Origin of the sequence: Streptomyces omiyaensis (assembly GCF_014650895.1) — a bacterium.
Taxonomy (GTDB): Bacteria; Actinomycetota; Actinomycetes; order Streptomycetales; family Streptomycetaceae; genus Streptomyces; species Streptomyces omiyaensis.
The window spans coordinates 42,403-69,349 of record NZ_BMVV01000011.1; the positions used below are offsets into that span (position 1 = coordinate 42,403).

General features: G+C 75.2%; 25 protein-coding genes and 2 pseudogenes. 11 read left to right on the top strand and 16 right to left on the bottom strand.

Annotated elements, in window-relative coordinates:
- Nucleotides 1-63: 63 nt before the first annotated feature.
- Nucleotides 64-1,569 (bottom strand): NAD(P)-binding domain-containing protein, encoded by a 1,506-nt coding sequence (locus IE287_RS19745; RefSeq protein WP_189850422.1) that lies wholly within the window; start codon nucleotides 1,567-1,569, stop codon nucleotides 64-66.
- Between the two features lie 201 nt (nucleotides 1,570-1,770).
- On the opposite strand from IE287_RS19745, the gene IE287_RS19750 reads away from it, so the two are divergent.
- A complete protein-coding gene (locus IE287_RS19750) occupies nucleotides 1,771-2,133 on the top strand; it encodes an ArsR/SmtB family transcription factor (protein WP_189850423.1) in 363 nt (120 codons plus the stop codon).
- The gene (locus tag IE287_RS19755) at nucleotides 2,130-2,630 is read left to right on the top strand and encodes a GNAT family N-acetyltransferase (RefSeq protein ID WP_189850424.1); all 501 of its coding nucleotides are present in this window, start codon (nucleotides 2,130-2,132) and stop codon (nucleotides 2,628-2,630) included. Before IE287_RS19750 ends, IE287_RS19755 begins: the two co-directional genes overlap by 4 nt.
- 67 nt (nucleotides 2,631-2,697) lie before the next feature.
- Here IE287_RS19755 and IE287_RS19760 read toward each other — a convergent pair whose 3' ends face one another.
- Nucleotides 2,698-3,171, bottom strand: a complete 474-nt coding sequence (locus tag IE287_RS19760; protein WP_189850425.1) for an AraC family ligand binding domain-containing protein — start codon at nucleotides 3,169-3,171, stop codon at nucleotides 2,698-2,700.
- Between IE287_RS19760 and IE287_RS38605 the strand changes: the two genes are divergently transcribed.
- Both IE287_RS38605 and IE287_RS19770 read left to right on the top strand, forming a co-directional pair.
- Complete coding sequence (locus IE287_RS38605) at nucleotides 3,170-4,450, top strand: alpha/beta fold hydrolase (protein WP_229883595.1); 1,281 nt, start codon at nucleotides 3,170-3,172, stop codon at nucleotides 4,448-4,450. The genes IE287_RS19760 and IE287_RS38605 overlap by 2 nt on opposite strands.
- A gap of 174 nt (nucleotides 4,451-4,624) precedes the next feature.
- The gene (locus IE287_RS19770; protein WP_189850426.1) at nucleotides 4,625-5,662 is read left to right on the top strand and encodes a hypothetical protein; all 1,038 of its coding nucleotides are present in this window, start codon (nucleotides 4,625-4,627) and stop codon (nucleotides 5,660-5,662) included.
- A gap of 183 nt (nucleotides 5,663-5,845) precedes the next feature.
- Here the strand turns inward: IE287_RS19770 and IE287_RS19775 are convergent, their stop codons facing one another.
- The gene (locus tag IE287_RS19775) at nucleotides 5,846-6,814 is read right to left on the bottom strand and encodes an NAD(P)-dependent oxidoreductase (protein WP_189850427.1); all 969 of its coding nucleotides are present in this window, start codon (nucleotides 6,812-6,814) and stop codon (nucleotides 5,846-5,848) included.
- A gap of 186 nt (nucleotides 6,815-7,000) precedes the next feature.
- Between IE287_RS19775 and IE287_RS19780 the strand changes: the two genes are divergently transcribed.
- Nucleotides 7,001-7,363, top strand: a complete 363-nt coding sequence (locus IE287_RS19780) for a winged helix-turn-helix transcriptional regulator (RefSeq protein WP_189850428.1) — start codon at nucleotides 7,001-7,003, stop codon at nucleotides 7,361-7,363.
- Nucleotides 7,364-7,395: 32 nt separating this feature from the next.
- Here the strand turns inward: IE287_RS19780 and IE287_RS19785 are convergent, their stop codons facing one another.
- The gene (locus IE287_RS19785) at nucleotides 7,396-8,148 is read right to left on the bottom strand and encodes an HNH endonuclease signature motif containing protein (RefSeq protein WP_189850429.1); all 753 of its coding nucleotides are present in this window, start codon (nucleotides 8,146-8,148) and stop codon (nucleotides 7,396-7,398) included.
- Between the two features lie 162 nt (nucleotides 8,149-8,310).
- Between IE287_RS19785 and IE287_RS19790 the strand changes: the two genes are divergently transcribed.
- Complete coding sequence (locus IE287_RS19790) at nucleotides 8,311-8,868, top strand: TetR/AcrR family transcriptional regulator (RefSeq protein ID WP_189850430.1); 558 nt, start codon at nucleotides 8,311-8,313, stop codon at nucleotides 8,866-8,868.
- A gap of 77 nt (nucleotides 8,869-8,945) precedes the next feature.
- A complete protein-coding gene (locus tag IE287_RS19795) occupies nucleotides 8,946-10,748 on the top strand; it encodes an alpha/beta fold hydrolase (RefSeq protein WP_229883596.1) in 1,803 nt (600 codons plus the stop codon).
- Nucleotides 10,749-10,928: 180 nt separating this feature from the next.
- On the opposite strand, the gene IE287_RS19800 is transcribed toward IE287_RS19795, so the two are convergent.
- On the bottom strand, nucleotides 10,929-11,423 hold the full coding sequence (locus IE287_RS19800; RefSeq protein WP_189850431.1) for an STAS domain-containing protein: 495 nt from the start codon (nucleotides 11,421-11,423) through the stop codon (nucleotides 10,929-10,931).
- A gap of 325 nt (nucleotides 11,424-11,748) precedes the next feature.
- Between IE287_RS19800 and IE287_RS19805 the strand changes: the two are divergent.
- Nucleotides 11,749-12,935: pseudogene (locus tag IE287_RS19805) on the top strand (dihydrofolate reductase family protein).
- 535 nt (nucleotides 12,936-13,470) lie between these two features.
- Here IE287_RS19805 and IE287_RS19810 read toward each other — a convergent pair.
- From IE287_RS19810 to IE287_RS19840, 7 genes are all read right to left on the bottom strand, one after another.
- Nucleotides 13,471-14,139: a pyridoxine/pyridoxamine 5'-phosphate oxidase gene (locus tag IE287_RS19810; protein WP_189850432.1), complete on the bottom strand. Its 669-nt coding sequence runs from the start codon at nucleotides 14,137-14,139 to the stop codon at nucleotides 13,471-13,473.
- Between the two features lie 17 nt (nucleotides 14,140-14,156).
- Nucleotides 14,157-16,097 (bottom strand): ABC transporter permease, encoded by a 1,941-nt coding sequence (locus IE287_RS19815; protein ID WP_189850433.1) that lies wholly within the window; start codon nucleotides 16,095-16,097, stop codon nucleotides 14,157-14,159.
- 93 nt (nucleotides 16,098-16,190) lie between these two features.
- Complete coding sequence (gene modA / locus IE287_RS19820) at nucleotides 16,191-17,000, bottom strand: molybdate ABC transporter substrate-binding protein (protein WP_189850434.1); 810 nt, start codon at nucleotides 16,998-17,000, stop codon at nucleotides 16,191-16,193.
- A 95-nt stretch (nucleotides 17,001-17,095) separates the two neighbouring features.
- The gene (locus tag IE287_RS19825) at nucleotides 17,096-17,485 is read right to left on the bottom strand and encodes a TOBE domain-containing protein (RefSeq protein ID WP_189850435.1); all 390 of its coding nucleotides are present in this window, start codon (nucleotides 17,483-17,485) and stop codon (nucleotides 17,096-17,098) included.
- A 110-nt stretch (nucleotides 17,486-17,595) separates the two neighbouring features.
- Nucleotides 17,596-18,096, bottom strand: coding sequence for a molybdopterin-dependent oxidoreductase (locus IE287_RS19830; protein WP_189850436.1), 501 nt, complete (start codon nucleotides 18,094-18,096; stop codon nucleotides 17,596-17,598).
- Nucleotides 18,097-18,243: 147 nt separating this feature from the next.
- Entirely contained in the window at nucleotides 18,244-21,027 is a 2,784-nt protein-coding gene (locus IE287_RS19835; RefSeq protein ID WP_189850437.1) for a molybdopterin-dependent oxidoreductase, read from the bottom strand.
- Entirely contained in the window at nucleotides 21,024-21,860 is an 837-nt protein-coding gene (locus tag IE287_RS19840) for an FAD binding domain-containing protein (RefSeq protein ID WP_189850438.1), read from the bottom strand. The genes IE287_RS19835 and IE287_RS19840 overlap by 4 nt, the downstream gene beginning before the upstream one ends.
- Before the next feature lie 227 nt (nucleotides 21,861-22,087).
- Here IE287_RS19840 and IE287_RS19845 point away from each other — a divergent pair, with 227 nt between their 5' ends.
- Nucleotides 22,088-23,617, top strand: coding sequence for a PucR family transcriptional regulator (locus IE287_RS19845; RefSeq protein WP_189850439.1), 1,530 nt, complete (start codon nucleotides 22,088-22,090; stop codon nucleotides 23,615-23,617).
- Between the two features lie 11 nt (nucleotides 23,618-23,628).
- Here IE287_RS19845 and IE287_RS19850 read toward each other — a convergent pair whose 3' ends face one another.
- Nucleotides 23,629-24,027, bottom strand: a complete 399-nt coding sequence (locus IE287_RS19850) for a TOBE domain-containing protein (RefSeq protein ID WP_189850440.1) — start codon at nucleotides 24,025-24,027, stop codon at nucleotides 23,629-23,631.
- 52 nt (nucleotides 24,028-24,079) lie between these two features.
- Here IE287_RS19850 and IE287_RS19855 point away from each other — a divergent pair, with 52 nt between their 5' ends.
- Nucleotides 24,080-24,421, top strand: a complete 342-nt coding sequence (locus IE287_RS19855; protein ID WP_189850441.1) for a hypothetical protein — start codon at nucleotides 24,080-24,082, stop codon at nucleotides 24,419-24,421.
- A gap of 75 nt (nucleotides 24,422-24,496) precedes the next feature.
- Here the strand turns inward: IE287_RS19855 and IE287_RS19860 are convergent, their stop codons facing one another.
- Nucleotides 24,497-24,832 carry a hypothetical protein gene (locus IE287_RS19860; protein ID WP_189850442.1) on the bottom strand — a complete coding sequence of 112 codons (336 nt, stop codon included), beginning with the start codon at nucleotides 24,830-24,832 and terminating at the stop codon, nucleotides 24,497-24,499.
- A gap of 253 nt (nucleotides 24,833-25,085) precedes the next feature.
- Here IE287_RS19860 and IE287_RS19865 point away from each other — a divergent pair, with 253 nt between their 5' ends.
- The gene (locus IE287_RS19865) at nucleotides 25,086-25,613 is read left to right on the top strand and encodes a DinB family protein (protein ID WP_189850443.1); all 528 of its coding nucleotides are present in this window, start codon (nucleotides 25,086-25,088) and stop codon (nucleotides 25,611-25,613) included.
- Nucleotides 25,614-25,646: 33 nt separating this feature from the next.
- Here IE287_RS19865 and IE287_RS19870 read toward each other — a convergent pair whose 3' ends face one another.
- Complete coding sequence (locus IE287_RS19870) at nucleotides 25,647-25,937, bottom strand: hypothetical protein (RefSeq protein ID WP_189850444.1); 291 nt, start codon at nucleotides 25,935-25,937, stop codon at nucleotides 25,647-25,649.
- A pseudogene (locus IE287_RS19875) lies at nucleotides 25,937-26,877 on the bottom strand (tRNA (adenosine(37)-N6)-threonylcarbamoyltransferase complex transferase subunit TsaD); the annotation flags it as partial. The pseudogene IE287_RS19875 and the gene IE287_RS19870, both read right to left, overlap by 1 nt.
- Nucleotides 26,878-26,947 lie beyond the last annotated feature (70 nt).

Genomic DNA, 26,947 nt, shown 5'->3' on the forward strand with positions numbered 1-26,947 from the left:
CCCCGGTCCCGGCCTCGGCTCCCTCCCCGGTCCCGGTTCCCGTCGTGGGGGTGTTGCGGTCGGTCACGGGGTGCGGGACGGCGCCGGGGCCGGAGGCCGGGCCGAGGCCGGGCCGTCGAGTCGGATCAGGGGCCGGGCCGGGGCGCAGCAGCCTCCGTCGCCGGTGGAGACCGGGGTGTCGGTGGCCGGGGCGTCGGTGGCCGGGATGTCGGTGGCCGGGGTGTCGGTGGCCGGCTGGTCGAAGAGGCCGGCGCCGCCGCACACGCCCGTCTCGGGCAGGACCAGTTCGACGCGCTCGGCGGCCTCGTGGTCGCCGGCGAGGGCGGCGGCGACGGAGCGGACCTGCTCGTAGCCGGTGAGGGCGAGGAAGGTCGGAGCGCGGCCGTAGGACTTCATGCCGACAAGGTAGAGGCCCTGCTCCGGGTGGGACAGCTCCTTCGCGCCGTGCGGGTAGACGGTGCCGCAGGAGTGCTGGTTGGGGTCGATGAGCGGGGCGAGGGCGGTCGGGGCCTGAAGGCGCTCGTCGAGGCCGAGGCGGAGTTCTCCGAGGAAGGACAGGTCGGGGCGGAAGCCGGTGAGGACCACGACCTCGTCGACCGGGTCGAGGCGCCGGCCGTCCTCGGCCACCAGGACGAGACGCCCGTCGGCGTCACGTTCCACCGTGTGCGTACGGAAGCCGGTGACGGCGTCGGCGTGGCCCTCGTCGACGGCGGCCTTGGCGGCGAGACCGAGGGCGCCCCGGGCCGGGAGCTGGTCGGCGGTGCCGCCGCCGAAGGTGGATCCGGAGACGCCCCGGCGCAGGATCCACGTGGCGTGCGTGCCGGCGCCGTCGTCGGACTTCGCCAGGTCGGCCAGCAGGGCGAGGGCGGTGAAGGCGGAGGCGCCGGAGCCGATGACCGCGGTGCGCCTGCCGGCGTGGCGGGCCCGGGCCGCGGGGTCGGCGAGGTCGGGGACGCGGTAGGAGATCCGGTCCGCGGCGGCGCGCTCGCCGAGGGCGGGCAGGCCGTCCCCGCCGATGGGGCCGGGAGTGGCCCAGGTGCCGGAGGCGTCGACGACGGCGCGGGCGAGGATCCGCTCCTCGCGCCCGTCGGCGTACGCGACGTGCACGGTGAAGGGCTGGGCCTCGCGGTCGGTGTCGACGATCCGGTCCCGGCCGGCGCGGGAGACGCCGGTGACGCGGGCGCCGGTGCGGACCTTGTCCCCGAGGGCGTCGGCGAGGGGCTGGAGGTAGCACTCGGCCCAGTCCCCGCCGGTGGGGTACGTCGCCGGGTCCGGCTTCGTCCAGCCGGTGGGGGCGAGGAGCTTCTCGGCGGCCGGGTCGACGACCTCGGCCCAGGGGGAGAAGAGCCGGACGTGGGCCCACTCGCGCACCGCGGCACCCGCCTGCGCCCCGGCCTCCAGGACGAGGGGGTCCAGGCCGCGTCCGACGAGGTGCGCGGCGGCGGCGAGACCGGCCGGGCCTGCTCCGACGACCACGACGGGCAGCCGCCCGGGGACGTCGGGAACGGGGACGTCGGGAACGGGGACGTCGAAGGCGGTGGTGGTGGAGGCGGTGGTGGCGGCGTTCATGGCGGGTCCCTCTGTTTCGACATTCATCGATCTCTTACACGCGCAGCATGACCCTTGATTAGACGCCTGTCAACATAGACGTTCGTCGATAAATGAGGGAGGGGCGAGAGGTGCGGAAAGGAGCCGCCCCCCCACCCCGGACATCATCCGCGCCGCCCGCCGACACTGGGCTGCTGCTTCGACATGTGTCAACATAGACGTATGTCGAATGCGAAGGCGCTGCCACTGCTTCAACCCGCGGTGGAGCCGTGCTGCCCGCCGCTCACCGAGCGGCCCCTGACGGGTGAGGAGGCCGAGCGGGCCGCGGCCATGTTCAAGGCCCTCGGCGACCCGGTCCGGCTGCGGCTCTTCTCCGCCGTCGCCTCGCACGAGAACGGCGAGGCGTGCGTCTGCGACATCTCCGACGTGGGCGTCTCCCAGCCCACCGTCTCCCACCACCTGAAGAAGCTGAAGGAGGCGGGACTGCTGTCCTCCGAGCGGCGCGGCACCTGGGTCTTCTACCGCGTCGAGCCCGCCGTCCTCGCGACCATGGGAGCCGTCCTCACCAAGGCCGCCGCCTCGTGAGCGCGCCGGTGGGCGTCGTGCCGCTCACGGACGCCCACGCCGACGAGGTCCTCGCGATCTACCAGGCCGGCATCGACGAGGGCAACGCCACGTTCGAGACCTCCGCGCCGTCCTGGGAGGAGTTCGACGCGGCGAAGACGCCCGGGCACCGCTTCGCCGCGGTGGACGCGTCCGGGCGGGTACTGGGCTGGGTCGCCGCCTCGAAGGTCTCCGACCGGTGCGCGTACACGGGCGTGGTCGAGCACTCCGTCTACGTGCATCCCGAGGCCCGCGGCAGGGGTGTGGCCTCCGCTCTGCTGGAGGCGCTGATCGCCTCGACGGAGGCGGCGGGGATCTGGACGATCCAGTCCGGCGTCTTCCCCGAGAACACCGCGAGCCTCGCCGTCCACGCGCGGGCCGGATTCCGGGTCATCGGCACCCGCGAGCGGATCGGCCGCCACCACGGCGTGTGGCGCGACACGGTCCTCGTCGAGCGCCGCAGCCCTCTGATCGTCTGACCGCTCGCGTCCGGACCGCCGCCCTCCGTCCGCCGCCCTCCGGGGGATGACGGACGGCCGTGGCGCCTCACGCCGTGCGGTAGGCGGCGGGCGTGATGCCGTAGGTGTGGGTGAACCAGCGGGTGAGAGGGGCCTGGCCGGCGAAACCGGCCTCCGCGGCCGCCGTCGCCGGCGCCCCGGCCGGGCGGGGCGCGTTGCCGGCGACCGCCGCGTGCGGGCGGGCGCCGGCCCGGGCCGGCGCCGGTTCGTCCACGACCGGGGCCGCGAAGAGCGGCGGCCCGGCCGCCCCGGGCGCCGCGTCGCCCCACGCGTCCCGGACGTGCGCTTCGCCGAGGTGGAGCATCCGGTAGCGGTCGCCGTCGCGTACGGCCGACCGCCCGTCGTGAGGGTCGTCCGGGTCGAGCACCATGACCGGACCGGCCGCGCTGACGTGCCGCCCGCCCCGGCACACGAACGACTGCGCCCCGTGATCGGTCACCCCGAACGCGTACGTGTCGCGGGCGTGCGTCGGGTGCGCGTACCGGTCGAAGCGCGCGTCCATGGCTTCCAGCCCGAACGTCGACGGGACGCAGAGGGTGCGCCCGGCCGTCCACCGGGGATTCGCCCGCACCGGACGCGCGCCGGGCGTGCCGGAGCTCTCCGCGCCCACCGCCCTCGGCCCCGACCGGGTGCGCCGGGGGCTGCGCACCCTCCACGCGCGCCACGGCCTGGTCCTCGACCCGCACGACGAGGACCGGATCGTGACGGCCCACCCCTCCGCCTCCGTACCGCTCGGCTTCTCCGTCACGGGGACGCGCACCCTGGGGTGGGGCGGCTGCGGCCGGGACCCGTTCGCCCTACCTCATCTGCTCGGGGAGGAGCCCGGCGTCCTGGTCGCCACCCGCTGCCCGGCCTGCGACGCCCCGCACGCCTGGGTCGTCGGCCGGGAGGCGCCCCCCGGAGGACGAGCGGGCGGCCCCGTACGCCGGCGCCGCCGTCGCGGCGGTGCCGGTGCCGATGCCGGTGTGCGGGCATACGCTGAAGCCATGGCCATGGTGCGGGTCGAGGGAGTGGAGGTCGTCCACGACCGCGTGGGCGAGGGACCTCCCCTGGTGTTCCTGCACGGTGCCGCGTCGGACGCCCGCCTCTGGTGGCCCCAACTCGACGCGCTGGCGGACGCTTTCACGGTGGTGGCGTGGGACGAGCCCGGCGCGGGCCGCTCCTCCGACCTGCCGGAGTCCTACGGGCTCGCGGACTACGCCCACTGCCTGGCAGCGGTCGTGGAGTCGCTGCGGCTCGGTCCGGCGCACGTCGCCGGTCTGTCCTGGGGCGGCACGCTCGCCCTGGAGTTCTACCGCCACCACGCGGACCTCGTGAGGACCCTGATCCTCGCCGACACCTACGCGGGCTGGAAGGGTTCCCTGCCGGCGGAGGAGGTGCGGGCCCGGGTCGAGGGCGCGCGCCGGATGCTCGCCGTACCACCCGACGCGTTCGATCCGACCCTGCCCGGGCTGTTCGCCGGCGAACGGCCCGCCACGTACCTGCCGCTGCTGGGCGCGATGGGGGCCGCCGTCCGCCCGGACACCCTGCGGAGGCAGTTGTCCCTCATGGCCGAGGCGGACCAGCGGGATCTCCTGCCCGCCGTCTCCGTGCCCACCCTGCTGGTCTGGGGAGAGCAGGACGCGCGCTCGCCGCTGACCGTCGCCCGGCAGTTCCAGGAGTCCGTCCCGGGCGCGGAACTGGTCGTGATCCCGGGCGCGGGACACGTCAGCAACCTGGAACGGCCGGAGGAGTTCAACCGGGCCGTGCGCGGCTTCTGCCGGGCCCACGCCCCCGTCTGAAGCCGGACGGCAGCCTGTTGGAACCGCGCGTACCGCTCTGCGCACGGAAAGCCACGCGCGGAGCGGTACGCGCGGATGCGTACGTCCCCGCGTGCGGCGCCTGGCTCCCGCGGCCGTGCGACGGGGGCCGGTCGCCCGGCAGGCGGGGCGCCGGGGATCTTAGACTCGCCCGTCATGGAAGAGACGTTCGAGCTGGGCACCGTCCGTTGCCCGTCAGGCGTCCTGGTGCTCATCGACGGCGGCCATCTGGGGCTGTGGAGCGGGGAGCGGTCACCGGCGGACATCGATCCGGTTCTCCTGGGCATCGAGGACCCCGACGTGGCCGCCGACGTCGCGGGCGCCGTCGACTTCGCGGTCACCGGGCCGGACGCCGCCACCGCCGTCCGCACCTTCGGGCGGCAGCCGGGCTCCAGGCTCCACGACATCCCGGCCTCACAGGCCGCCGGCGTCCAGGCGGCTTTCGAGGTGCACTGCGGCGCCGCCGGCCTGGAGGCGCGGCTGGAGGCGGTGCCGGGCCGCGAAGCCCATGCCCACAGGGCCCGTCGGACGGCCGAAGAGGGCGGGGGCGGCTTCCTGGTGTTCGGGGTGCCCGTCGTCGCGGTGGGCGGCGTCCCCCGCGACCGGCAGCTGCCCGTGCTGGCCGCACGGGTCGGCCACGGCGAGGGGGCCGGAGAGCGGTGGTCCGAGATCTCGATCCGGACGGGCGAGGGCCCGGTGGCTTCCTCGGTCCCCCTGGGCGACATCGGGGTGGACTGGGCCCGCGTGCTGTTCGGCGACGTCGACGCCCTGAGCGTCTGGCAGCACGACGAGCCGGTGGACGGCCTGGCCGACGTGGCGTTCTGGGGTGCCGCGGCGGACGAGGCGGCCGCGCTGTTCGCCGCGCCCGAACTGGGCGAGGCCGGCGAGGAGGGTGTCCGCGGGTGGACCGGCCTGCCCCTCCCCGAGGCACTCCACCGGGCACGCGCCCTGTCCCGGTGGAAGGACGGGACCGGATGGCGCATGGCGGTGGACTTCCGGCCGCACTCCCCTCACTGGCGGATCATGCGCGAGGTGCGGGCCTCGCAGGTGGGGGCAGGCTCCGTGGACCTCGGCGAGGCCCGGGTGCTCTGCGCGATGACGGGCCGGGGCGACGGCTTCTTCCCGGTGACCGCCGATCTGGACGCGTCGGGGTGCCTCCTCGCCGTGAGGGTCCGCCTCTCCCCCACGTCCTGAGCAGCCGGTTCCGCAAGGCCCGTCCCCGCGAGGACCGTCCCGGCGGGGACGGTGCCGGCGGGGACCGTCCCGGTCGGGACCCTGCCCGCGACGCCCGCCCCTGCGGGGGTCGCCCCCGCTGCGTCCGCCCCTGCGGCGTCCGGCCCTGCGGGGATCGCCCCGGCGGCGTCCGGCCCTCGGTGGTCAGGCGGCGGGGTTCTTGAGGCTCTCGATGATCCGGGCGAAGCCCTCCGTGCCGTGGCCGGCGTCCACCTGGCGCTGGATGAGCCGCTGGACCATGGCGATCGGCTCGGCGCTCACCCCCTGCTCCGCGCTCGCCTCGACGAACAGCCCGAGGTTCGAGAACTCCAGGCTCTGCTGCCCCGCGACCGTGTAGTCCCCGCCGTCGACGACCTCGGCGAATCCCGCGAACCCGCCGGTCATCGCGGTCAGCCACGGCGCGGCCATCTGCGCGAACCGGCCCGCGGACACCCCCGCCGGCGCGAGCAGGGCCGCACCGTGCAGGAACCCCGCGAACATCACGTACATCGACGAGAGCAGCGCGAAGTCGTACAGCGACGCCAGCCCCGCGTCCTCGCCGTAGTAGGTGCCGGTCGCCCACAGGCCGAACAGCGCCTCGTGCCGGCGGAAGACCTCTTCCGAACCGCTGTACAGGATCGAGGCCTCCGGCCGGCCGATCATGGACGGCACCGCCATGATGCCGCCGTCCAGGTAGGCGACCCCGGCCTCGGCGGCCCAGGCGGCGAGCTGCCGGGCCTGCTCGGGCTTGGTCGTGGTCAGGTTGACCAGGGTCCGCCCGGCCAGGTCGCCGACGAGCGGGTCGAGCACCTCGTGCACCGAGTCGTGGTCGAAGAGGCAGACGACCACCAGCCGGCTCGCCCGGACCGCCTCCGCGGCCGAGGCCGCCTCCACCGCCCCGTGCGCGACGAGCGCGTCGGCCTTCCCCGCCGAGCGGTTCCACACCGTGGTCCGAAGCCCGGCCTTCACCAGGGCCTCGGCGAGCGCGCCGCCCATCGCGCCGAGTCCGAGGAGACTCACGCGGGTGTCGCCGCCCTCCGCGTTCCCCGTGCCCTCCGCGTTCCCCTTGTTCTGCGTGTTCCGCACGTTCTCCGTGTTCTCCGTGTTCTGCGTGCCCTGCGCGTTCTCCGCCATGTCGCTGCTCCGTGCTCCGTCGAGTCGTCCGTGGGAATGCGCCGGTGCGCCGCTGCTCCGGTACTCCGGTGCGCTGATCCCCCGATGCCTCAATCCTCGGCTCGGTCAGTAGAGTTGACCAGTACGGACTCATAAGTGCGGTACTCACCCCGAGGTGAGTGCCACCGGGACGGCACGGAGGCGCACATGGCGACGTCGGCACGGCAAGGGCCCTACTTCTGCGGGATCGACGCGGCGATGGACGTCGTCACCGGCAAGTGGAAGTCCCTGATCCTCTGGGAGCTCCACGAGCACGGCACGCGCCGCTTCGCGGAACTGCGGCGCGGCCTGCCGGGCGTCAGCGAGAAGATGCTCGTCCAGCACCTGCGGGAGATGGAGGAGGACGGCCTCGTGCACCGCGAGGTGTACCCCGTGGTGCCGCCCAAGGTCGAGTACTCCCTGACGGAGCACGGCGTCTCCCTCAACACCGCGCTGGAGTCCCTGGCGGCGTGGGGGACGGAACGGATGCGGCGGATCGGCGCGAAGAAGGTCGCCACCGACGCCGCCTGAAGCTCCGGCTCGGGCCCCCGTCCGTTCCGGCGTCAGCCGTCGCGCCGGGCCCCGGGGGCCTGGGCGTCGGGGGCCTGGGCGTCGGGGGTCTGGGCGTCGGGGTCGTACGCGCTGTCGGCGAGGTAGCGCCGAACGGCCTTGCCCAGCAGTTCCCCCGGAGAGAGGCGCTCCCTGTAGGCGGCGCGGCGGAACGCCTCGTACTCCGCGTCCGTCAGGGCGGTGTTCATCCACTTGGCGTCGGGGTGCATGTGTCCGCAGCACATCAGGCGGACGCAGAGGTCGGCCTGCGTGTCGCGCACCTTGGGCGTGTGCCACGGACGGTGGGGGTAGCCCCGCAGTTCCTCCTTGCACCGCTCCAGGGCCTGGAGCGTCTCGGCCTTTCCCTTGTGGCGGCCCAGGTCGTAGTGGTGCCGGAACCAGTCGCGCCGGTCCGGGTCGGCCAGCTCCCGCTGGGTGCGCTCGACCCGCCGGAGGATGCCCGCGTACACGCGGGCGGGCATCGCCCTCTTCGAGAAGCGCAGTTCCGGGTAGCGGGTGTGGAGGTCCATGTCCCGGACCCATTCCCTCGCGCTGCGGCCGTTCTTCCACCGGTTGCAGCGCGCGCAGGAGGGCATGAAGTTCCACCAGATGTCGGCGCCCCGGGCGGCGACGGGGATCTCGTGGTCGATCGTGGTGGAGGCCGAACCGCCGCAGTAGACGCACAGGCCCTGGTGGGCCGTGAGGACCATCAGCCAGACCGAGACGTCCTGGTCGCCCCTGCCGCCCCGCTCCAGCGCCGTGGACACGCCCTGCTCCTTTCCCCCGCTCCCGCCCGGTCCCGCCCGGTCCTGGAGTGCACGTTACGGGCAGGCCCGACACCCCCGTCGCGCGCCCCGCTCGGCCGGGGCGGTCGAGCGGGTGCGGTCGAGCGGTTGAGGGAATATGTAGATCGGTCTACTGTGGAGGCCATGGGACTGAAGGGCGCCGAGACGCGGGACCGACTGCTGGACGCGACGCAGGAGTTGATCGAGGCCGGGGGGTATCCCGGCGCCGGACTCAACCAGGTGATCGCGGCCAGCGGCGCACCCCGCGGCTCGCTGTACTTCCACTTCCCCGGCGGCAAGGACCAGTTGGTCGGCGAGTCCGTCCGGCGGGCCGGGCGGGCGATCGGGGGCGCGCTGGAGGACCTGGCGGATTCCGCTTCCTCCGCCGCGGAGTTCGCCGAGGCGGTGCTGCGCCATCTGGGCGACCGGCTGGAGGAGTCGGGGTGGCGCAAGGGATGCCCGGTGGCCACCGTCGCACTGGAGACCGCCGGCACCAACGACCCGTTGCAGGAGGCGTGTTCGGAGGTCTACGCCTCGTGGGAGGCGGCCCTGCGCGCACGGCTGGCGGGCCGTCCGGACGCCGACGACCTCGCGGTCACGGTCCTGGCCCTCGTCGAGGGCGCGCTCCTGCTGGCCCGGGCGCACCGCAGCAGGGACCCCCTGGACCGGGTCGCCCGCCGGATCGGCGTCCTGGTCGGCTGACACGACCCGCCGTCACCGGCGGGTCTTCTGTCGCCCAAAAAATATGTAGACCGGTCTATTCAGAAATGGGGAGTCACATGACCGCGACGGATGCGACGGGCTCGACGGACACGACAGATGCGACGGACACGACGGACACGACGGAGGCGATGGGCGCGACAGACGCGGCAGACGCGGCAGACGCGGCAGACACCATGGACGCGATCGTCTTCGGCGCAACCGGCTTCATCGGCCGCTTCCTCGTCGCCGAACTGCTCGGCCGGGGGCAGCGGGTGGCGGCGGCCGTGCGCAACGACACGCTCACCCCCTGGCTGGTCTCCCGGGGTGTCGACCTCGGCGGGCTGGAGATCGTCACCGCCGACGTCACCCGGCCGCTGGCGGAACTGCCCGAGGTGCGCGACGTCTACAACGCCGCCGGCCGCTTCGCCTTCGGGCTCGGCGAGCGGGAGGCGCGGTCGGTCAACGTCACCGGGGCGCTCCACGTCCTCGAATGGGCCGCCACGCTGCCGAGGCTGCGCCGGCTGGTGCACATCAGCGGGTACCGGGTGAGCACGGCCGAAGACCCCCTCGACCCGGCCGAGGCGGGAGCCTACGAGGCGTCGAAGTCCGAGGCCGATCTCGCGGTACGGGCCCGGGCCGAGGCGCTGTCGGTCCCGCTGACCGTCGCCAATCCCAGCACCGTGATCGGGCCCGGCCAGTACATCGGCCTGGCCTCGCTCGTCGAGGACGTGTGGAACGGGCGGCTGCCCGCCCTGCCCGGAGGCCGCGACACCTTCCTGCCGGTCACCACGGTGGACCACCTCGCGCGGTTCCTGGCGGAGATCCCCGCCGCGCCGGTGGGCGAGCACTACTGGGTGCTCGACGACGACACCCCCCTGCTGCCCGAACTGATCGGCACGATGGCCGCCCACATGGGCGTGCGGGCACCGCGGCGGACCGTTCCCGTCGGCCTGCTGAGGCGTCTGCCGCGCCGGCTGACCGGCGCCGATCCCGAGACTCTGTCCTTCCTGTCGTCCGACCGCTACCCGACCGCCTCCGCCCGCGCCCTCGCCGAGCGCGCCGGCCTGGAGGCGCCCCCGGCGGCCGACGCCCTGCGCACCTGGGCCGACGACCTGGTGGCCGCCCGCTTCGGTTCCGCATCGCCCTGGCTCAGCCCGTACGGCTTCCACACCGTGGCGGGCGTCCCGACCTGGGTGACCGGGGACCGCGAGCGGCCCTCCCACGTCCTGCTCCACGGGCTGCCGATGAACGCCGACCTCTGGGCGCCCGTCGCCGCCCGGCTGACCGGCCCGGTCCTCGCCCCCGACCTTCCGGGGCTGGGGCGCTCGGCCGCCACGAACCGGCCGCTCGACGCGTGGCTGGCCGATCTGATGGACCCGGTGCGCACCCGCCCCGTACTGGTCGCGCACTCCCTGGCCTGCGGTCCCGCGCTCCGCTTCGCCGCCGCCCGTCCGCACCGGGTCGGCGGGCTCGTCCTCGTCTCCCCCGCGTTCCTGCAGGCGCCCGCCCCGCGGTTCGCCCGCTCGGGCCTGGCCGCGCCGGTGCTGCGCCGGATGCCGGCCGCCCGGCTGGCCCGGGCGCTCGGCGTCCCCGAGGGACCGGAGGTGCGCAGCGCCGTGGCCGACCTGCGGCGCCCCGGAGCGGCGCGGCGCGTGACCGCGGCCCTGCGCGCGGACGTCGCCGCACGCCCGCGGTGGCGGGCCCTGCTGGACCGGGTGGACGTCCCGGTCCGGGTCCTCGTGGGCTCGGCGGACCCGCTGACCGAGGCCGTCGGCCTCCCGGTGACCGAGATCGCCGGGGCCGGGCACTACCCCCAGCTGACGCACCCCTCGCAGGTCGCCCGCCACCTCGACGCCGCCTCCGCCCCGGCCGGCGGGTGACGGGCGCCTTCCGCCGGGCGCCCCGGACCCGGCGGCGCCCCGACGGCCGCCGCGAGGACGTCGCCGAGGCGCCGCCGCGGACCGGTGGCGAGGACGAGCAGGACCGTGCCGTGAGCCGGGCGCAGGGCGAGGCCGGCGGCGGAGGAGGGCTTCGGCCGCTCGCTGCCCCGGGGGTGCGGGTCAGCGCTCGCCGGCGGTCCGGGTGTCCCCCGTACTGCCTTCCGGACGCGTCCGGAGGGATCCGGAGGACCGGCGGCGCCGGTTCCCCCCGGCGCGGGAGGCGGAGCGGCCGGTCTGCCGCCAGGTGGCGGCGGCCGCGTCCAGGAGGTGCCGGACGGCCCGGGAGCGGTTGGCGAGGCCGAGGCGCCGGCCGCGTCGGGGCCACCAGTCCAGGACGGCGAGGAGCGCGGAGTCGCAGAAGGTGACCCGGGCGGTGTCCAGGACGAGACCGGTGTAGCCGTTGTCCGCCGCGGAGGCGAGGAGGGTGCGCAGCGGGGCGGCGCTGTAGTGGTCGATCTCCCCGGCGAGGTGAACCACCAGGGTGGCGCCGAGGGTGGTGCAGGAGGCGACGACTATGTCGCCGGGCGCGGTGTCCGCGCCCGAGTCGTGCACGGCGGGGGCGACGGAGGAGACGGGGGAGACGGTCAGTATCGGAGCTCTGCTTGCGGTACTCACACCCGCTCCAACGCCCTCCGCCCCGGGCCGGGAACGGCCCCTGACTCCTGTTCACCCCAAGCGACCAGCAACGATCCCCGAAAAGGGGGAAAGTTCCCCGCCGGTGCGGGGAGGTGCTTGCCGGCCGTTCCCACCGGCCGTCCCTCCCGGGGCCCCGATGGCCGACGGCGGTCCCCGGTCCGCCTTCGAGCGGCGCCCTCGGGCCGGAACCCTAGGCTGGGGCCCGTCGCCGGAGACGGCTGCGGACCGCGTCCCGTCCGTTCCCCGTGACGCCCGTCCCCGTCGTCCGCCTCCCGGCCGACCCGACCCGCCTTCTGGAGTTCGCGTGCCCCGCCCGTACGTCCTGCTGTCCGCCGCCGTGTCGCTCGACGGCCACCTCGACACCCGCCCGGGCGAGGAGCGGCTCCTGCTGTCCAACGAGGAGGACTTCGACCGCGTCGACTCCGTACGGGCGGGCGTGGACGCGATCCTCGTCGGCGCCGGGACGCTGCGCGCCGACAACCCGCGGCTCCTCGTCGACTCGGCGGAGCGCAGGGCGGCGCGCGTCGCGGCCGGCCGCCCGGAGCACCCGCTGAAGGTCACCGTCACCGGCACCGGCGCCCTCGACCCGGCCTGGAGGTTCTGGCACCACGGCGGGGAGAAGCTGGTCCTGGCCGTCGGGGAGGAAGCCGCCGCGACGGCACGCGCCCGCCTGGGCGGCCTCGCCGCCGTGGAGACCGTCCCCGCCGGGGCCGTGTGGCCGTCCGCCCTCGACGTCCTCGGCGACGCCCACGGGATCGGACGGCTCATGGTCGAGGGCGGCGGCACGATCCACACCCAGCTCCTGGAGGCGGGGCTCGCCGACGAGCTCCACCTCGTCGTCGCCCCGCTCCTGGTCGGCCAGGCCGACGCGGTGCGCATGCTCGGCGCCGCGGACTACCCCGGCGGGCCCTCGGCCCGCCTCCGCCTCCTGGAGGTCCGCCGGATCGGCGACGTGGTACTCCTGAGGTACGCCCCCAAGGACACCTCGACGGAGCCCCGATGAGCACCCTCCCCTCCCCCGGCGCCCCGGGAACCGGCCGCGAGCCCAACGCCGCCGACCGCGGCTGGCTGGCCCTCGCCTGCGAACTGGCCGCCCTCTGCCCGCCCTCGGCGACCGCCTTCAGCGTCGGCGCGGTCGTCGTCGCCGCCGACGGCACCGAACTCGCCCGCGGCCACTCGCGCGAGAACGACCCCCACGACCACGCCGAGGAGGGCGCCCTCGCCCGGCTCTCCGCCGAAGACCCCCGGCTCGCCACCGCCACGATCTACAGTTCCCTGGAACCCTGCGCCGCGCGGGCCTCCCGGCCCCGCCCCTGCGCCCGGCTCATCCAGGACGCCGGCCTCCGCCGCGTCGTCACCGCGTGGGTCGAACCCGACACCTTCGTCGTCGGCGCCGACGGCACGGGCGTCCTCGAAGGGGCCGGCGTCGTGGTCGTCGCGCTGCCGGAGTACGCGGACGCCGCGCAGGCGCCCAACCGTCACCTGCTTTGAGCTCCGGGGCCGGTTCGCCCCGGCGCCCCGGTCCCGGGGGACCGGGGCGGCGAGACCGCCGGTGCGGTCGGACGGGATCGGCACGGGGTCCGCGAAGGCCCCTGCGCACGGAACACCGCGAACAGCGCGCAGGGCCCTTCCGGTCGGCAGGCCGAGGACGGCGAGAGCCACTCCTCCCCTTCGGTGGCGACGCGCCCCGGTCGAGCAGCCTCCGGCCTCCGGGCGCGAGGGGACGCGGGCACGGCCAACGCCCCTCCCGCACGGCGTCCCTCCCCCACGGCGTCCCCCCCAGCGGATCGTCCAAGAGGGAGAAGGGCCTTCGGGACACATCTGCGAGGTGGCTTCCCGGTCGCGTCTCGCCGATGCGCTCGAAGGATCCGCGCGGCGCGTTGCCCGTCTCCGGGACGGAGCCGCCGGACGGCGGGTGAGGGTCCGCCCCCATCGGCGGGTCTGCGGGCCCGCCCCATCGGCTGGTCTCCGGAGGAGGGGGATCCGTCCGGCCGGCGGACGGGACAGGGGGCACCGCGCGCCGGTCTCAGGACCAGAGCCGCCGGCGCTGCCAGCCGGCGGGCTCGCGCTCGTAGCGCAGGCGGACGTGGACGCGGTCGGCGGCGGCCTGCCAGAACTCCACGACGTCGGGCACCACGGTGTAGAGCGTCCAGTCCGGGTCGACGAGGCCGGGGTCGGCCTCGACCCGGGCCAGGCTCTCCCGCAGGGCGCGGTCGCCCGCGCCGGGATCGGTGAGGTAGCGGCTCTGCCGGCCGAGGAGGGACTCCGCCCGCGCGGTCGCCCCGCGGGCGAGGAAGTCGGCGGCCGAGCGCTCCGGCGCGTCGGGCGTCACCGCGCCCCGGACGCGGACCTGCCGGCCGAACTCGGCCCGATAGAAGGTGAGCGCGGCCCTGGGCGCGCCCGCGAGCTGCACTCCCTTCGGTCCGGCGGCGTGCGCGGCGAACTGGAAGCCGGAGGCGTCCACGTTCTTGAGGATGAGGACGCGGGCGTCGGGGTCCCCCGCCTCGTCGACGGTGGACAGGGTCATGGCGTGCGGGTCGGGGACTCCGGCGTCCACCGCCTCCGTCAGCCACTCCAGGAACAGGGCGGCGGGTTCGGCCGGCGCGCTCCCCGGGTCGAACGCGGGCAGCGGTCGGGCGAAGACCTCGATGCCGCGCAGCCAGGCGCGCACGGCCGAGGAGTCCCTCTGCGGCATGGGGTCCTCCCGGGGTCTCAGAGGGTGACGACGGTCGTCTCGGTCGCCTTGACGCTGCTCCAGACGGGCACGCCGTCGGCGAGGCCGAGTTCGGCGGCGGCCTGGGGGGTGATCTCGGCGACGAGGTCGGGGGCTTCTTCGGAGGTGACGAGGACGCGGAGGCGGCTGCCGCTGGTGGTGATCTCGCGTACGGTGCCGGGCCAGACGTTGCGGGGGCTGCCGGCGGGCCGCTCGCGGTGCAGGGAGACCGCTTCGGGGGCGACGATCGCGAGGGCCGGGGTGCCGGGCGGCGGGGGTTCGGCGGCGACGAGGACACCGCCGCCGTCGAGGGCGAGGCCGTCGGGGGTGGCGGTGCCGGGCCAGGCGTTGCGGCCGAGCATCCGGGCCACCCAGGGCGAGCGCGGGTGGCGGGTGACCTCGGCGGGGGCGGCGTCCTGGAGGGCGCGGCCGTCCTGGAGGACGAGGACGCGGTCGGCGAGCGAGACCGCCTCCACCGGGTCGTGGGTGACGATGAGGCAGACACCGCCGAAGCCGGCGAGGTGCGTGCGCAGGGTGTGGCGCACGTGCGCGCGCGTCGTCTGGTCGAGCGCGGCGAGGGGTTCGTCGAGGACCAGGAGCCGGGGCCGGGCGGCGAGCGCGCGGGCCAGCGCCACGCGCTGGGCCTGGCCGCCGGAGAGCTGCGCGGGCCTGCGGTGCCCGAGGCCGCCGACGCCGAGGCGGTCGAGCCAGCCCTGGGCCTCGCGGCGGGCCTCGGCGCGGGGGACGCCCTGGGCGCGGAGCCCGTAGGCGGTGTTGGCGAGGGCCGACAGGTGCGGGAAGAGGGCCCCGTCCTGCGGGACCCAGGCGACCCGGCGCCGGTGCGGGGGCAGGGCGGTGACGTCCTCGTCCCCGAGGCGGAGCTCCGCGTGCGCGCGCGGGGTGAGGCCGAGGAGGGCGCGCAGCAGGGTGGTCTTGCCGGCGCCGTTCGGGCCGACGACGGCGATCGTGGTGCCCGGGGCCGCGTCGAGGGCGAGGGCGGTGAAGCCGGTGACCTCGGCGTGCAGCGGCCAGCGTTCGCCGGGGGGCGCGGGAGGAGCGGCCGGGCCCCGCGGCTCGACGGCGATCGGGTCCGCCCCGTCCGGGACGGGCGCCCGGGCGGCGCGGCCGCGCCCGCTCGGGGTGCCCGTCCAGCGCCCGCGCAGGGCGATGAGCACGCCCATGGCGATGGCGAGGAGCAGGAGGGAGACCGAGGTCGCCGCCTCCGGTTCGTCCTGGAGGAGCAGGTAGACCTGGAGCGGCAGGGTCTGCGTCGTGCCGGGGAGGTTCCCGGCGAAGGTGATCGTCGCGCCGAACTCGCCCAGGGCCCGTGCCCAGGTGAGCGCCGCTCCGGCCAGCACGCCGGGCGCCACCATCGGCAGCGTCACGGTGAAGAACACCCGGACCGGCGAGGCGCCGAGGGACGCCGCCGTCTCCTCGTAGCGGGGCCGCAGTCCGCCGAGGGCGCCCTCCAGGCTGATGATCAGGAAGGGCATGGCGACGAAGGTGGCGGCGAGGACGGCGCCGGAGGTGTGGAACGGCAGGGTGATGCCGAAGGCGTCCTCCAGCCAGGGGCCGAGGAGTCCGCGCCGTCCGAAGGCGAGGAGCAGCGCGACGCCGCCGACGGTCGGCGGCAGCACCATCGGCAGCAGCACCAGCGAGCGGACGAACGCCTTGCCGGGGAAGGAGACCCGTGCCAGGAGCCAGGCGAGCGGGACGCCGAGGAGCAGGGACAGCCCGAGCGCCCAGAAGGAGACGAGGAGCGACAGCTTCAGCGCCTGGACGGTGCCGGGTGAGCGGAGGTGCGCGGCGAGCTCGCTCCACTCCGTGCGGACGAGGATGCCGATCAGCGGGAGGGCCAGGAAGGCCACCGCCGCGAGCGCGGGCAGCGCCAGGGCGAGGGGCGGGCGCGCACCCGAGGTTCGTGCGCCTGATCGTTTCATCGGAGGTCCCGGGGAGGTGCGGACGGGGAGCGGAGGGGCTGTCCGGTCCCCCGGTGCGGACAGCCCCCTCGCGGTCTGGACGGTCCCGGACGGTTACGGCTTCTGGAAGCCCGCGTCCTGGAGGATCTTCTGGCCCTCGGGCGAGGACAGCCAGGCGACGAACGCGGCGGCGGCCTCGGCGTTCTTCGAGCCCTCGACCGTGGCGGCCGGGTACTGGGCGATCGCGTTCCGGTCGTCGGGGATCTCGACGGCGTCGACCTTGTCCTTCGCGCTCTCGGCGTCGGTCTTGTAGACCAGGCCGGCGTCGGCCTCGCCGAGCTCGACCTTGCTGAGCACGGCGCGGACGTTGGGCTCCTGGGAGACCGGCTTCACCGTGATGCCCTGCTCGTCGAGGATCTGCTCGCTGTACTTGCCCGCGGGCACCTCGGGCGCGGCCAGGACGACCTTCAGCTTGGTGTCGGCCAGGTCCTTCAGGTCGTCGACCTCGAAGGGGTTGCCCTCGCCGGTGACGATGACCAGCCGGTTCTTCGCGATGATCGCGGGGGTGCCGGTGTCGGCCCTCACCTTGTCCATGCTCTTGGTGTCGGCGGTGACCAGGACGTCGGCGGGCGAGCCCTGCGAGACCTGGGCGACGAGCTCCTGGGAGCCGGCGAAGGAGAAGGTGAGCTTCGTGCCGGGGTGGGCCTTCTCGTACGCGGCACCGGCGGTCTTGAAGACGTCGGTGAGCGAGGCGGCGGCGAGGACCGTCAGGTTCGCCCGCGGCGCGGCGCTCGCGGAACCGGAGGCCGGGGACCCGTCGGCGCCCTTCCCGGTGTCGTCGCCGGAACAGGCCGCGAGCGGGGCGAGCAGGGCGGCGGTGAGCACGGCGGCGGCGGTGCGGCGTCTGGTGAGGGTGAGGGACATGAGGGTCGGAACTCCTCGCGGGGAAAGGAATGGTGACAAGACAGGCCGGCCGCGCCGACGGCCGAGGTGTGCGGTGCGTACTGCGTGAGGGGTGGTCAGGTGCGGTCGATGTGCACGCTGGTCGACTTCACGCGGGCGGTGGCCTGCATGCCGACTTCCAGTCCCAGCTCCTCCACGGCCTCACGGGTGAGGAGGGAGACCAGCCGGTGGGGCCCGGCCTGGATGGTGACCTGGGCCGCGATGTCACCGAGCTTGATCGCCGTGACGATCCCCGGGAACGCGTTCCGCGCCGAGGTGTACGACGCGTCCTCGTCCTCGCTCTGCGCGAGTTCCACGGAGAACGCCGCGAGCGACTTCCCGTCGATGACGCGCCGGCCGCTCTCGTCGCGGTGGGTCGCGACCCGGCCCGCGTCCGCCCAGCGCCGCGCCGTGTCCGGGCTGACGCCCAGCAGACGGGCGGCCTGCCCGATGGTGTAGGACTGCATATGCGACACCGTAGGCGGCTTCCGCGCTCATCTGCAACAACATCGTGGGACTCTCCATCGCTGATGAGAGGCCGGCCGTAGAAAGCGACGAGAGGGGTTTCCCGCCGGTCTCACGCCTCGGACGGAGGGGTGCCGCCGAGGAGGTGCCGGCCGTTCCGGACGCCGGTGACGGCGCTGACGTACCGGGCCCCGCAGCGGTCGGACGGCACGACGAGCCGCGGCCCGGCGCCGTCCGGCTCCCGGTCGTCCATGCGGGTCGCCAGGAGCACCGGGGCGTCGCCGAAGTCGGCGTCGATCTCCGCCCACGACAGGACCGTGTGGTGCCCTTCGCCGCCGCTCACCGCGAGCGGGAAACGGGAGCGCTCCTTGCGGCGCGCGGGGTCGAAGCGGGGGCGGACCGCGGCCACGACCTCGCGCAGGAGGGGGCCCGCGAAGGTGTGGTGCCGCGGTCCGGCCGTGGCGCAGTCGAAGACGACCTCGGCCCGGCGCCGCTCCCAGCCCGCGCGCAGGTCGGCGACGGTGAGCGAAAGGGGCTCGGCCACCTCGCCCCAGAGGGTGAGGGGCAGGGTGGCGGCGGGCGTCGGCTGGGGTGAGGTGTGCGGTCGGATCATCGTCGGTCCCCTCGCGGCGGTCGGTGCGGCGGCTGCGCGCAGTGATGCCCGACCGCCGGAGGGGGGAACCGTGTCTGCCATGCCGGATCGGCCTTTCGACCGGCATCTGTGAGCTTGGTACGAGTGCGACCCTCATGAATGCCTGGTTCATCGGCCGAGTTCCCCGGCCCGGTCGGCCAGGGCGAGCCAGACGCGGTCGCGGGTCACGGGCAGCTCGGTGAAGCGGATGCCGGTGGCGTCCCTCAGCGCGTTGGCGAAGGCGGGGGCGACCGGGTTGAAGGGGCTCTCGCTCATGGACTTGGCGCCGAGCGGGCCGATCGCGTCGGACGTCTCCGTGAAGTGGACCTCGGTCCGGGGCACGTCCGCGTACTGGGGAAGCCGGTAGCGCCGGAACGCGGCCGTCGTCACCTCGCCCCGTCCGTCGATCCGGACGGTCTCGAAGAGGGTGGCGCCGAGGGCCTGCGCGACGCCGCCCTCGACCTGCCCCCGGCACTGCATCGGGTTCACGACCTTGCCGGCGTCGGCCGAGTGGACGCTGCGCAGGATGCGGACCTCGCCCGAGCCGGGGTCCACGGCGACGCGGAACCACTGGGCGTTGAAGGCGACCGAGCGCGGCGAGCCGCCCCAGTGCCCGTCCGCCGCCAGTTCCTCCGCCGCCCCGAGGGCGTGCCCCGCCTCGTACAGCTCCTTGAGGGTGACGAGCCGTCCGGCACAGTCGACGGACTCGGCACCGAGGACGCACAGGTGCCGGGCGACGCCGGTGTGCCGGGCGGCGAGGGTGCGGAGCCGTTCGGCGAGGGAGGTCGCGGCGAGGAGGACGGCCTTGCCGGCGACGACGGTGCCGGCGGAGCCGAAGGCGCCGGTGTCGTGGCGCACGACGTCGGTGTCGGACTGGCGGACGGCGAGCCGGTCCTCGGTGGTGTTCAGGGCGCCGGCGGTGATCTGCTGGTGGACGGTGGTGGTGCCGTTGCCGAACTCGGCGGTGCCGACGGCGATGTCGTACGTGCCGTCCTCCAGCAGGGAGACGCGGGCGTCGGCGTGGTGTCCGCCGGGCGGGCCGGTGGCGATCATCGCCATGGCGGTGCCCTGCCCGACCAGCCAGCCCTCCGGCGCGTCCTCGGCGCTGCGGTCCTCGGCGAGCGCGTTCCGCACGACGGAGAGGCACTGGTCGAGTCCGTAGGAGGCGATGTACAGGTCCTCCTCCCCGCCGATCGGGCTGTGCATCGCGTCCCCGGGCCCGATGACGTTCCTCTCCCGGAAGACCAGGGGGTCCATGCCGAGTCGGCGGGCGAGCTCGTCCATGACGGACTCGACGGCGAAGGTGACCTGGCCGAGGCCGTAGCCGCGGAAGGCGCCGGCCGGGACGACGTTGGTGTAGACGGAGTAGGCGTCGACCTTCTTGTGCGGGGCGCGGTAGACGGCGAAGGACTCGCCCACGCTGTGGAACATCACCGCCGGGCCGTGGTTGCCGTAGGCGCCGGTGTTCGACACCACCCGCATCCGCACGGCGGTCAGCGTGCCGTCCTTCCGCGCCCCGGCCTTGACGCCGATGGTGAACGGGTGCCGGGTGGTCGCCCCGTAGAACTGCTCGGCCCGCGTGTACTCCAGCTTCACCGGCCGCCGCAGCTTCAGGGCGGCGAGCGTCACGACGTCCTCCGTGAGCATCTCCTGCTTGCCGCCGAAGCCGCCGCCGACGCGGCCCGCGACCACCCGCACCTCGTCCTCCGGCAGGCCGTACAGCGCGCACAGCGCCCGGCGGGTCAGGAACGGCGTCTGGGTGGAGGAGCGGACGGTGAGGCGTTCGCCCGTGCCGTCCTCCTTCGGCTCGAAGTACGCGACGCAGCCGTGGGTCTCCAGGCCGGCGTGCTGCACCCGCTGGGTGCGGAAGGTCTCCTCGTACACGACGTCGGCCTCGGCGAAACCGTCCTCGACGGAGCCGATCTCGCCGTGGACCTCGCCCGCCACGTTGTTCTCGACCCGGGCGATGCGCGCCTCCGGGCCCTTGCCGGCGTGGATCACGGGGGCGCCCGGACGCATCGCCTCCTCGGGGTCGACCACGTACGGCAGTTCCCCGTACGTCACCTCGATCCTGCGGCAGCCCTCCTCCGCGGCCTGCTCGCCGTCGGCGACGACCGCCGCGACCCGCTGCCCGACGTACCGGACGACGTCGTCCAGGACGCGGGTGTCGTCGGGGTCCTCGGTGGGGTGCTCGTGGCGGGCGGAGGAGTACAGGGTGTCCGGGGCGTCCTCGTGGGTGAGGACGGCGACCACGCCCGGGACCCTGAGAGCGGCGCTCGTGTCGATCGCGAGGATCCGGGCGTGCGGGTGCGGCGAGCGCAGCAGCTTCATGTGCAGCAGGCCCGGGACCTCGACGTCGAAGGTGTAGCGGGCCGTGCCGGTGACCACCTGCGGCCCGGCCGGCGCCCCGACGTTCCGGCCCACCGCCTTCCCCGCGCAGGGTCGTTCGACGTGCTCGACCCCGCGCACGGCGTCCTCGATCGCCCGGTAGCCGGTGCAGCGGCAGATGTTGCCCTTGAACGCCCGGGGCAGGTCGTCCAGCTTGCCGTCGTCGTGCGGGGTGCCGCGCTCCGCCTCCAGGGCGGCCGTCGTCATCAGGAAACCGGCCGTGCACATGCCGCACTGGTAGCCCTGGGCGTCCAGGAACCTCTGCTGGACGGGGTGGAGTTCGCCCTCCGGGGAGGCGAGTCCCTCCACGGTCGTCACCGCTCGCCCTTCGGCCCGTACGGCGGGGTGGACGCAGCTGTGCACGGGCTCGCCGTCGACGTGCACGGTGCAGGCGCCGCAGTCACCGGCGTCGCACCCCTTCTTCACGCCGAACCAGCCGCGCTCGCGCAGATAGGTGCGCAGGCACTGGCCGGCGCGCGGCTCGGTGTCGAACGGGCGGCCGTTGACCTGGATGCCGAAGCTCATCGGGCACCTTCCCCGGGGGTGTGGACCAGCTCGCGGCGGACCTCCTCGGCGAGGCGCAGGCCCATGTGCCGCCGCCACTCGGGGAGTCCGTGGATGTCGTCGAACCACTCGTCGCCGGAGACCGCCGCGTCGATCGTCGTCCGGAGATGCTCCGCGGTCGGCGGGAGCGGGAACCAGAAGCGGAACGGGCGGGTGGTGGCCGCGGTGACCGTCACCGCCAGCGACCCGTCCACCGGGTCGAGCGCCCCGATCACCAGGGCGCCGGAGCGTCCGAGGCCGTACAGCGACGCCTGCCGGAAGGCCGTACGGCACTCGAGCGCCCGCCCCGGCAGCGTCACCGACCGCAGCAGCTCGCCCTCCGCGAGGTCCTTCACGCCCGCGCCCCGGACGAAGCCGGCCGCCTTCACCTCGCGCGTCGACCCGTCCTGGGCCAGGAGGAGGCAGCTTCCGTCGAGGGCGGCGGTGAGCGAGATCATCGGCCCGGCCGGCAGGCCGTTGCACAGGTTCCCGCCGACGGTGGCCGTGTTCCAGATCTTGAAGGAGGCGAGGAAGGCCCGGCAGCACTGCTCGAAGAGCGGGGCCGCCGGGGCGTCCAGGAAGCGCCTGCCGTAGCGGGACAGCTGGGTGATCGTGCAGGTCGCGGCGATCTCCAGCGAGCCGTCCGGGCAGCGCGTGAGCGGCTCCCACCCCATCCGGCTCAGGTCGACCAGCCGCCGCAGGTGCGGCTGGGGTTCGGAGAACAGGTACGTCCCGCCGCCCAGCCACGCGTCCCCGGGCCGCCAGGGCTCGCGCAGACGCGCGTCCCTCACGTCCTCGACCGTGTTCAGATCCATGCCGCCCCTGCCTCCCGACCGATGCCTTCAGGCCAGTGAAGCCCGGGACGGACCCCCGGCACGACTGGAGGGGAACCCGGAAAACGGCCCTCGGACAGCCCTCCTCCCTGGAGGATCGACCAAGAGGCGTTTTCCGCCTGGACCTGGGCACTTACGATGCAGCGACTCGCATTCTCCTCGTGAATGTGAGCATGGGCTCCGGCCCGCGACCGAGCAGGGAGCCCCGCATGCACGTCGACCACCTCCTCCGCCTCGACCGTCTGGACCTCTTCCTCGTCTGGGGCGACGAGGCGCTGCTCGGCCAGGAGATCGCCGGGGTCACCGCGACCGACCTGGAGGACCCGGCGCGCTTCCTCCAACCGGGAGAGGTCGTGCTGAGCGGACTCGTCTGGTGGAACCGCGACGGCGCCGCGGCCAAGACCGAGCGCTTCGTCTCCGCCCTGCGGCAGGCGGGGGCCGTGGCGCTCCTGGCCGGCGAGGAGACCCACGGGCACGTCCCCGGAGAACTCGCCGACGCCTGCCGCAGGCACCGCGTCCCGCTCATCGCCGTGCCCCCGCACACCAGCTTCCGGGCCATCACCGAAGCCGTCTACCTGCGCCAGTGGGCCGAGCTCAACCGCCATCCCGCGAGCCACCACGCCCTGCCGGAGAACGTCCGCCTGGACCTCGACCGGGCCCTGGAGCACCGCGCGACGGCCGGTGAACTCCTCGACCGCGCCTTCGCCCACCTCGGCGCGCCCGCCTGCCACCTCCTCACCGCCTCGGGCCGCACCGTCGCCCGCACCGGCGACGCCCCCCGCCTCCCCGCCCGGGAGGCGAGGGAGGCCCTCGGCGGCGCACGCGGCACCACGCTGCGGATCGACGCCGAGGGCACCGACTTCGACACCTGGTACCTGCACCTGCCCGAGGAGGGGCAGGTGCCGCCGAGGGTCCTCCAGGAGATAGCCGAACTCCTCGGCCGCCACCGCCGCCGGCAGGACGGGGAACGGGCCGGGCGCGGCCCCGCGACCGGCCGGCTCCTGGAGGCCATCGGCACGCCGCGCGCCGACCCCGGCCGGCTCCAGCGCGCGCTGGCCTCCTGCGGGCTGGCCGACCGGCCCTCCTACACGGTCGTCGCCGCCGCCCTGGAACCGGACGGGAACGCCGGCGCCGACGGCGTCGCCGCGCTCGCCGAGGCCCTCGGACACCTGCCGTCCGCCGCGTTCGCCGTCGCCCTCGGCGACGACGACGCGGCGACGGCCGTCCTGGCGCACGGCGACGACACGGCGCACGCCACGGCGGAACGACTGCGCGAGGCCGCCGGCCTGATCCGGTCCTGCCGGCCCGGGAGCACCTGGCACATCGGCCTGAGCGAACCCGCCGACGCGAACGGCCTGAACACCGCCCTCGCCCAAGCCCGTTACGCCCTCGCGGGGGCCCGCACCACCGGGGCGCCGGCCTCGCGCGTCGCGCGGCTCCGCGACCTCGACGGGCTGGCGATGCTCCTCGCCGGCGTGCCCGCCTCCGTGCGCGACGTCTACCGCGAGACCGTCCTGGGCCCCCTGACGAGGGCCGGGCGGGGGTCGGGCACCATGCTGAGGGAGACCCTGGAGGTCTTCCTGGCGCACGACTGCTCCTGGACGCGGACCGCCGAGGCCCTCCACGTCCACGTCAACACGGTCCACTACCGCGTCGAACGCATCGAGACCCTCACCGGCCGCGACCTGTCCCGCCTCGACGACCGGCTGGACCTGCGCGCCGCGCTCCTGAGCCGCTGACGCCCCGCGCCTCAGGGCAGGTCGATGTGGACGCTGGTCGACTTCACCCGGGCCGTCACCGTGACGCCGACGTCGAGCGCCAGCTCCTCGACGGCCTCGCGGGTCACCAGCGACACCAGCCGGTGCGGCCCCGCCTGCACCTCCACCTGCGCGGCCACGTCGTCGACGCGCAGGGCGGTGACGATCCCCACGAAGGAGTTCCGCACCGACGTCGGCACGTCGTCCTCCGGCACGGCGTGCAGCCCGGCCCCCCGCTCCCGGGCGAAGGCGGCCAGGGCCACGCCGTCGATCACCCGACGGCCGGCTCCGTCGCGCACCACGGCGAGCCTGCCCCCGTCCGCCCACCGGCGGACGGTCTCCGAACTCACTCCGAGCAGCTGCGCGGCCTGCCCGATGCTGTACGACGCCACCTGCGCACTCTAGCCACACCCCCGCCCCGGCGTCCCGGCCGCCGCCGAAGGGGTGCGCACCGGCATCGCCGTGGTCCCGCGCTCCTTCGGCGCCCGGCCGCGCGGCCGGGGAGCCGTCGCCCTCGACGGCCTGATGGAGGACGCCGCCACCGCCGAGATCGCCCGCGTCCGGATCCGGCAGTGGCCGCGCCACCGCGTGATCGGCCGGGAGGCCGTGCTCGGCATGCCCGACGAGGAGCCGGCACGACTCGGCGCGGAACACCCGTGGGCCGCGCTCGACGAGATCGGCGAACTGTTCGAGCGGACCGCGCTCGTGCCGGAACCGCCCCCGTCCTTCACCTCCGAGGCCTCCACGCGCCGCCTCGTCCGGACCGCCGCCACGGGGGCGGCATGAGCGCCGCCTCCTTGGGGTCCGCCGGAGCCGGAACGCCGCCGGGTCCCGCCCCGCGCGAGCGGAGGGACGAGGAGCTCAGCCGTACTTCATCAGCGTCTCGAAGCCCACCGCGTCGCAGTACGCCGACACTCGCTTCTCCGCCTCCCGGTCCTGGTGCGAGACCGCCTGGGCGGTGTCGTTCAGGATGTGGCTGCCCTCGTGGTCGAGGTGCTCCCGGTCGATGACCTTCGCCGCGGAGATCACCGCCGCAGCGGTGAGCACGGGCTCGTTGCCGTACCCCTTCACCGGCGGGTCGTGGGTGATCCGCTGCCAGGCCGCCAGGTCCGAGCAGTAGTCCTCCCGCCAGGAAGCGACCCGTTCCGGATCGGGTCCCTGCTCGCCGCAGGCCGAGAGGACCGCCGCAAGGAGCACGGCCCATGAGGGCGACGCTCTCCGCCCGTTCGTCTTCCGCATCCTCAACCCCCCGTCTCCGGATACAGGTTGGAGCAGACGCGGCCGATGATCAAGCCGGTCTCCGCCGGTGCCCGACCCGGTCACGCGCCGACAGGCGGCGGCCGTCGGCGGCACGGCGGCTGCGGTCCGTGCGCTGCCGGTGTCGGCCGGCCCGGCCCCGCCGTCCCTTCGCCGGCTTGAACCCCTCCCGGCGGCGGGGCAGGGTGGTCCTATGACATGGACCGTGCCACCGGTCGAGCGCGCCGGGCAGCTGGGCGACCTCGGCACCGTGACCGAACGTCGGATGCTGGAAGGCTGGCTGGTCTGGCACCGCGAGACCCTGCTGGCCAAGTGTGCCGGGCTCGCACCGGAGCAGCTGGCCCGGACGACCGTGGAGCCGTCGAACCTCACCCTCCTGGGCCTGGTCCGGCACATGGCGGAGGTGGAGCGGTGGTGGTTCCGGCGGAGCTTCGCGGGTGAGGACGTCGGCGACGTCTTCACCGGCCCGTCGGACGGCGACGAGGGACTCGAAGGAGTGCGTCCGGCCGATGCGGAGGGGGACTTCGCACGGTTCCGGACCGAACTCGACGCGTGCGACGCGGCGGTGGCCGGGCGCGGCCTCGACGAGACCTTCGTGTCCTCTCACGGGGTGCCCCTCAGCCTGCGCTGGATCTACCTGCTGATGATCCAGGAGTACGCGCGCCACAACGGCCACGCCGACTTCCTCCGGGAACGGACCGACGGGGCGACGGGCGACTGAGCTTCGGGACGAGCGGCTCACCCCGCTCCGGCGTCACCGCGTGCGGCCATCCGTCCCGGTGGCGACACCCGTCCCGGTGGCGATCAGACGGGGCGGTTCCGCCGGGGTGTCGGCGAGGCGGTCGCGGACGGCGGTGGCCAAGGCCGGGGCCTCGTCCGCGCCGTCCTCGGCGGTGGCGGTGACGACCCGGACGCCGTGGGCGCCGGCCCGCTCCGGTCCCTCGCACCGGGGCGGGGGGCCGAACGCGTCCGCGTGCACGGCACGGACGCCGTCCGCGTACGCGAGCAGGCTGCTCCCGGAGACCGGCCGGACGGGGACGGGCATCAGGCGGCTCCCGGAGACCGGCCGGACGGGGACGGGCATCGGGCGGCTCTCGCCGGGGGCGCGGACAGCGGGGTCAGGGAGGCGTGCTCCAGCGGCGCGGACGGGTCGATCGACACGTCCAGCGGGGCGGGTCCGGCGCCGGAGCGCACGAGGAGGTCGCCGACGGCCGCGATCATGGCGCCGTCGTCCGTGCACAGCGTCATCGGCGGCACGCGCGGCTCGATCCCGGCGGCGGCGCACCGCCGTTCGGCCAGGCCGCGGACGCGTGAGTTCGCGGCGACGCCGCCGACGACGATCAGCGTCTTCACGTCGTACGCCCCGCAGGCCGCGAGCGCCTTGCGGGTCAGGACGTCGGCGACGGCCTCCCGGAGGGCGGCGGCCCGTCCGCGACGGCCAGCTCGGTCCCCTGCGCCCGGTGCTTCTCGACCCAGCGGGCGGCGGCCGTCTTGAGCCCGGAGAAGGAGAAGGCGTACGGGTCGTCGCCGGGCCGCGTGAGGGGCCGGGGGAAGTCCACGGCGCGCGGGTTCCCGTCCCGGGCGGCCCGGTCGATGGCCGGCCCGCCGGGGCAGGACAGGCCCATGATGCGGGCGGCCTTGTCGAAGCGCTCCCCGGCCGCGTCGTCGAGGGTGTCGCCCGGGTGCGGGATCGGCTCCCGCACCAGGTCCCGGACGAGCAGGAGGGACGTGTGACCGCCGGAGACGATCAGGACCACGCACGGGGTGGGCAGGGGTCCGTGCTCCAGGGTGTCCGCGGCGACGTGCCCGGCGAGGTGGTGCACCCCGTACAGCGGCGCCCCGGCCGCGTAGGCGAGGGTCTTCGCCCCGGCCAGGCCGACCTGGTGGTCCCCGGAGAGGCCGGGGCCGGCGGTGACGGCGGCGGCGGCGTCGATCCGTCCGGGCCGCAGACCCGCCCGGTCGAGCGCCTCCCGGACGACCGGGGTTTCCTCCGCGTGCCACTCCCGCGCGCGTTGCGCCGCGTGCGCCGATCACCGGACGGCGTGCCACGCCTCG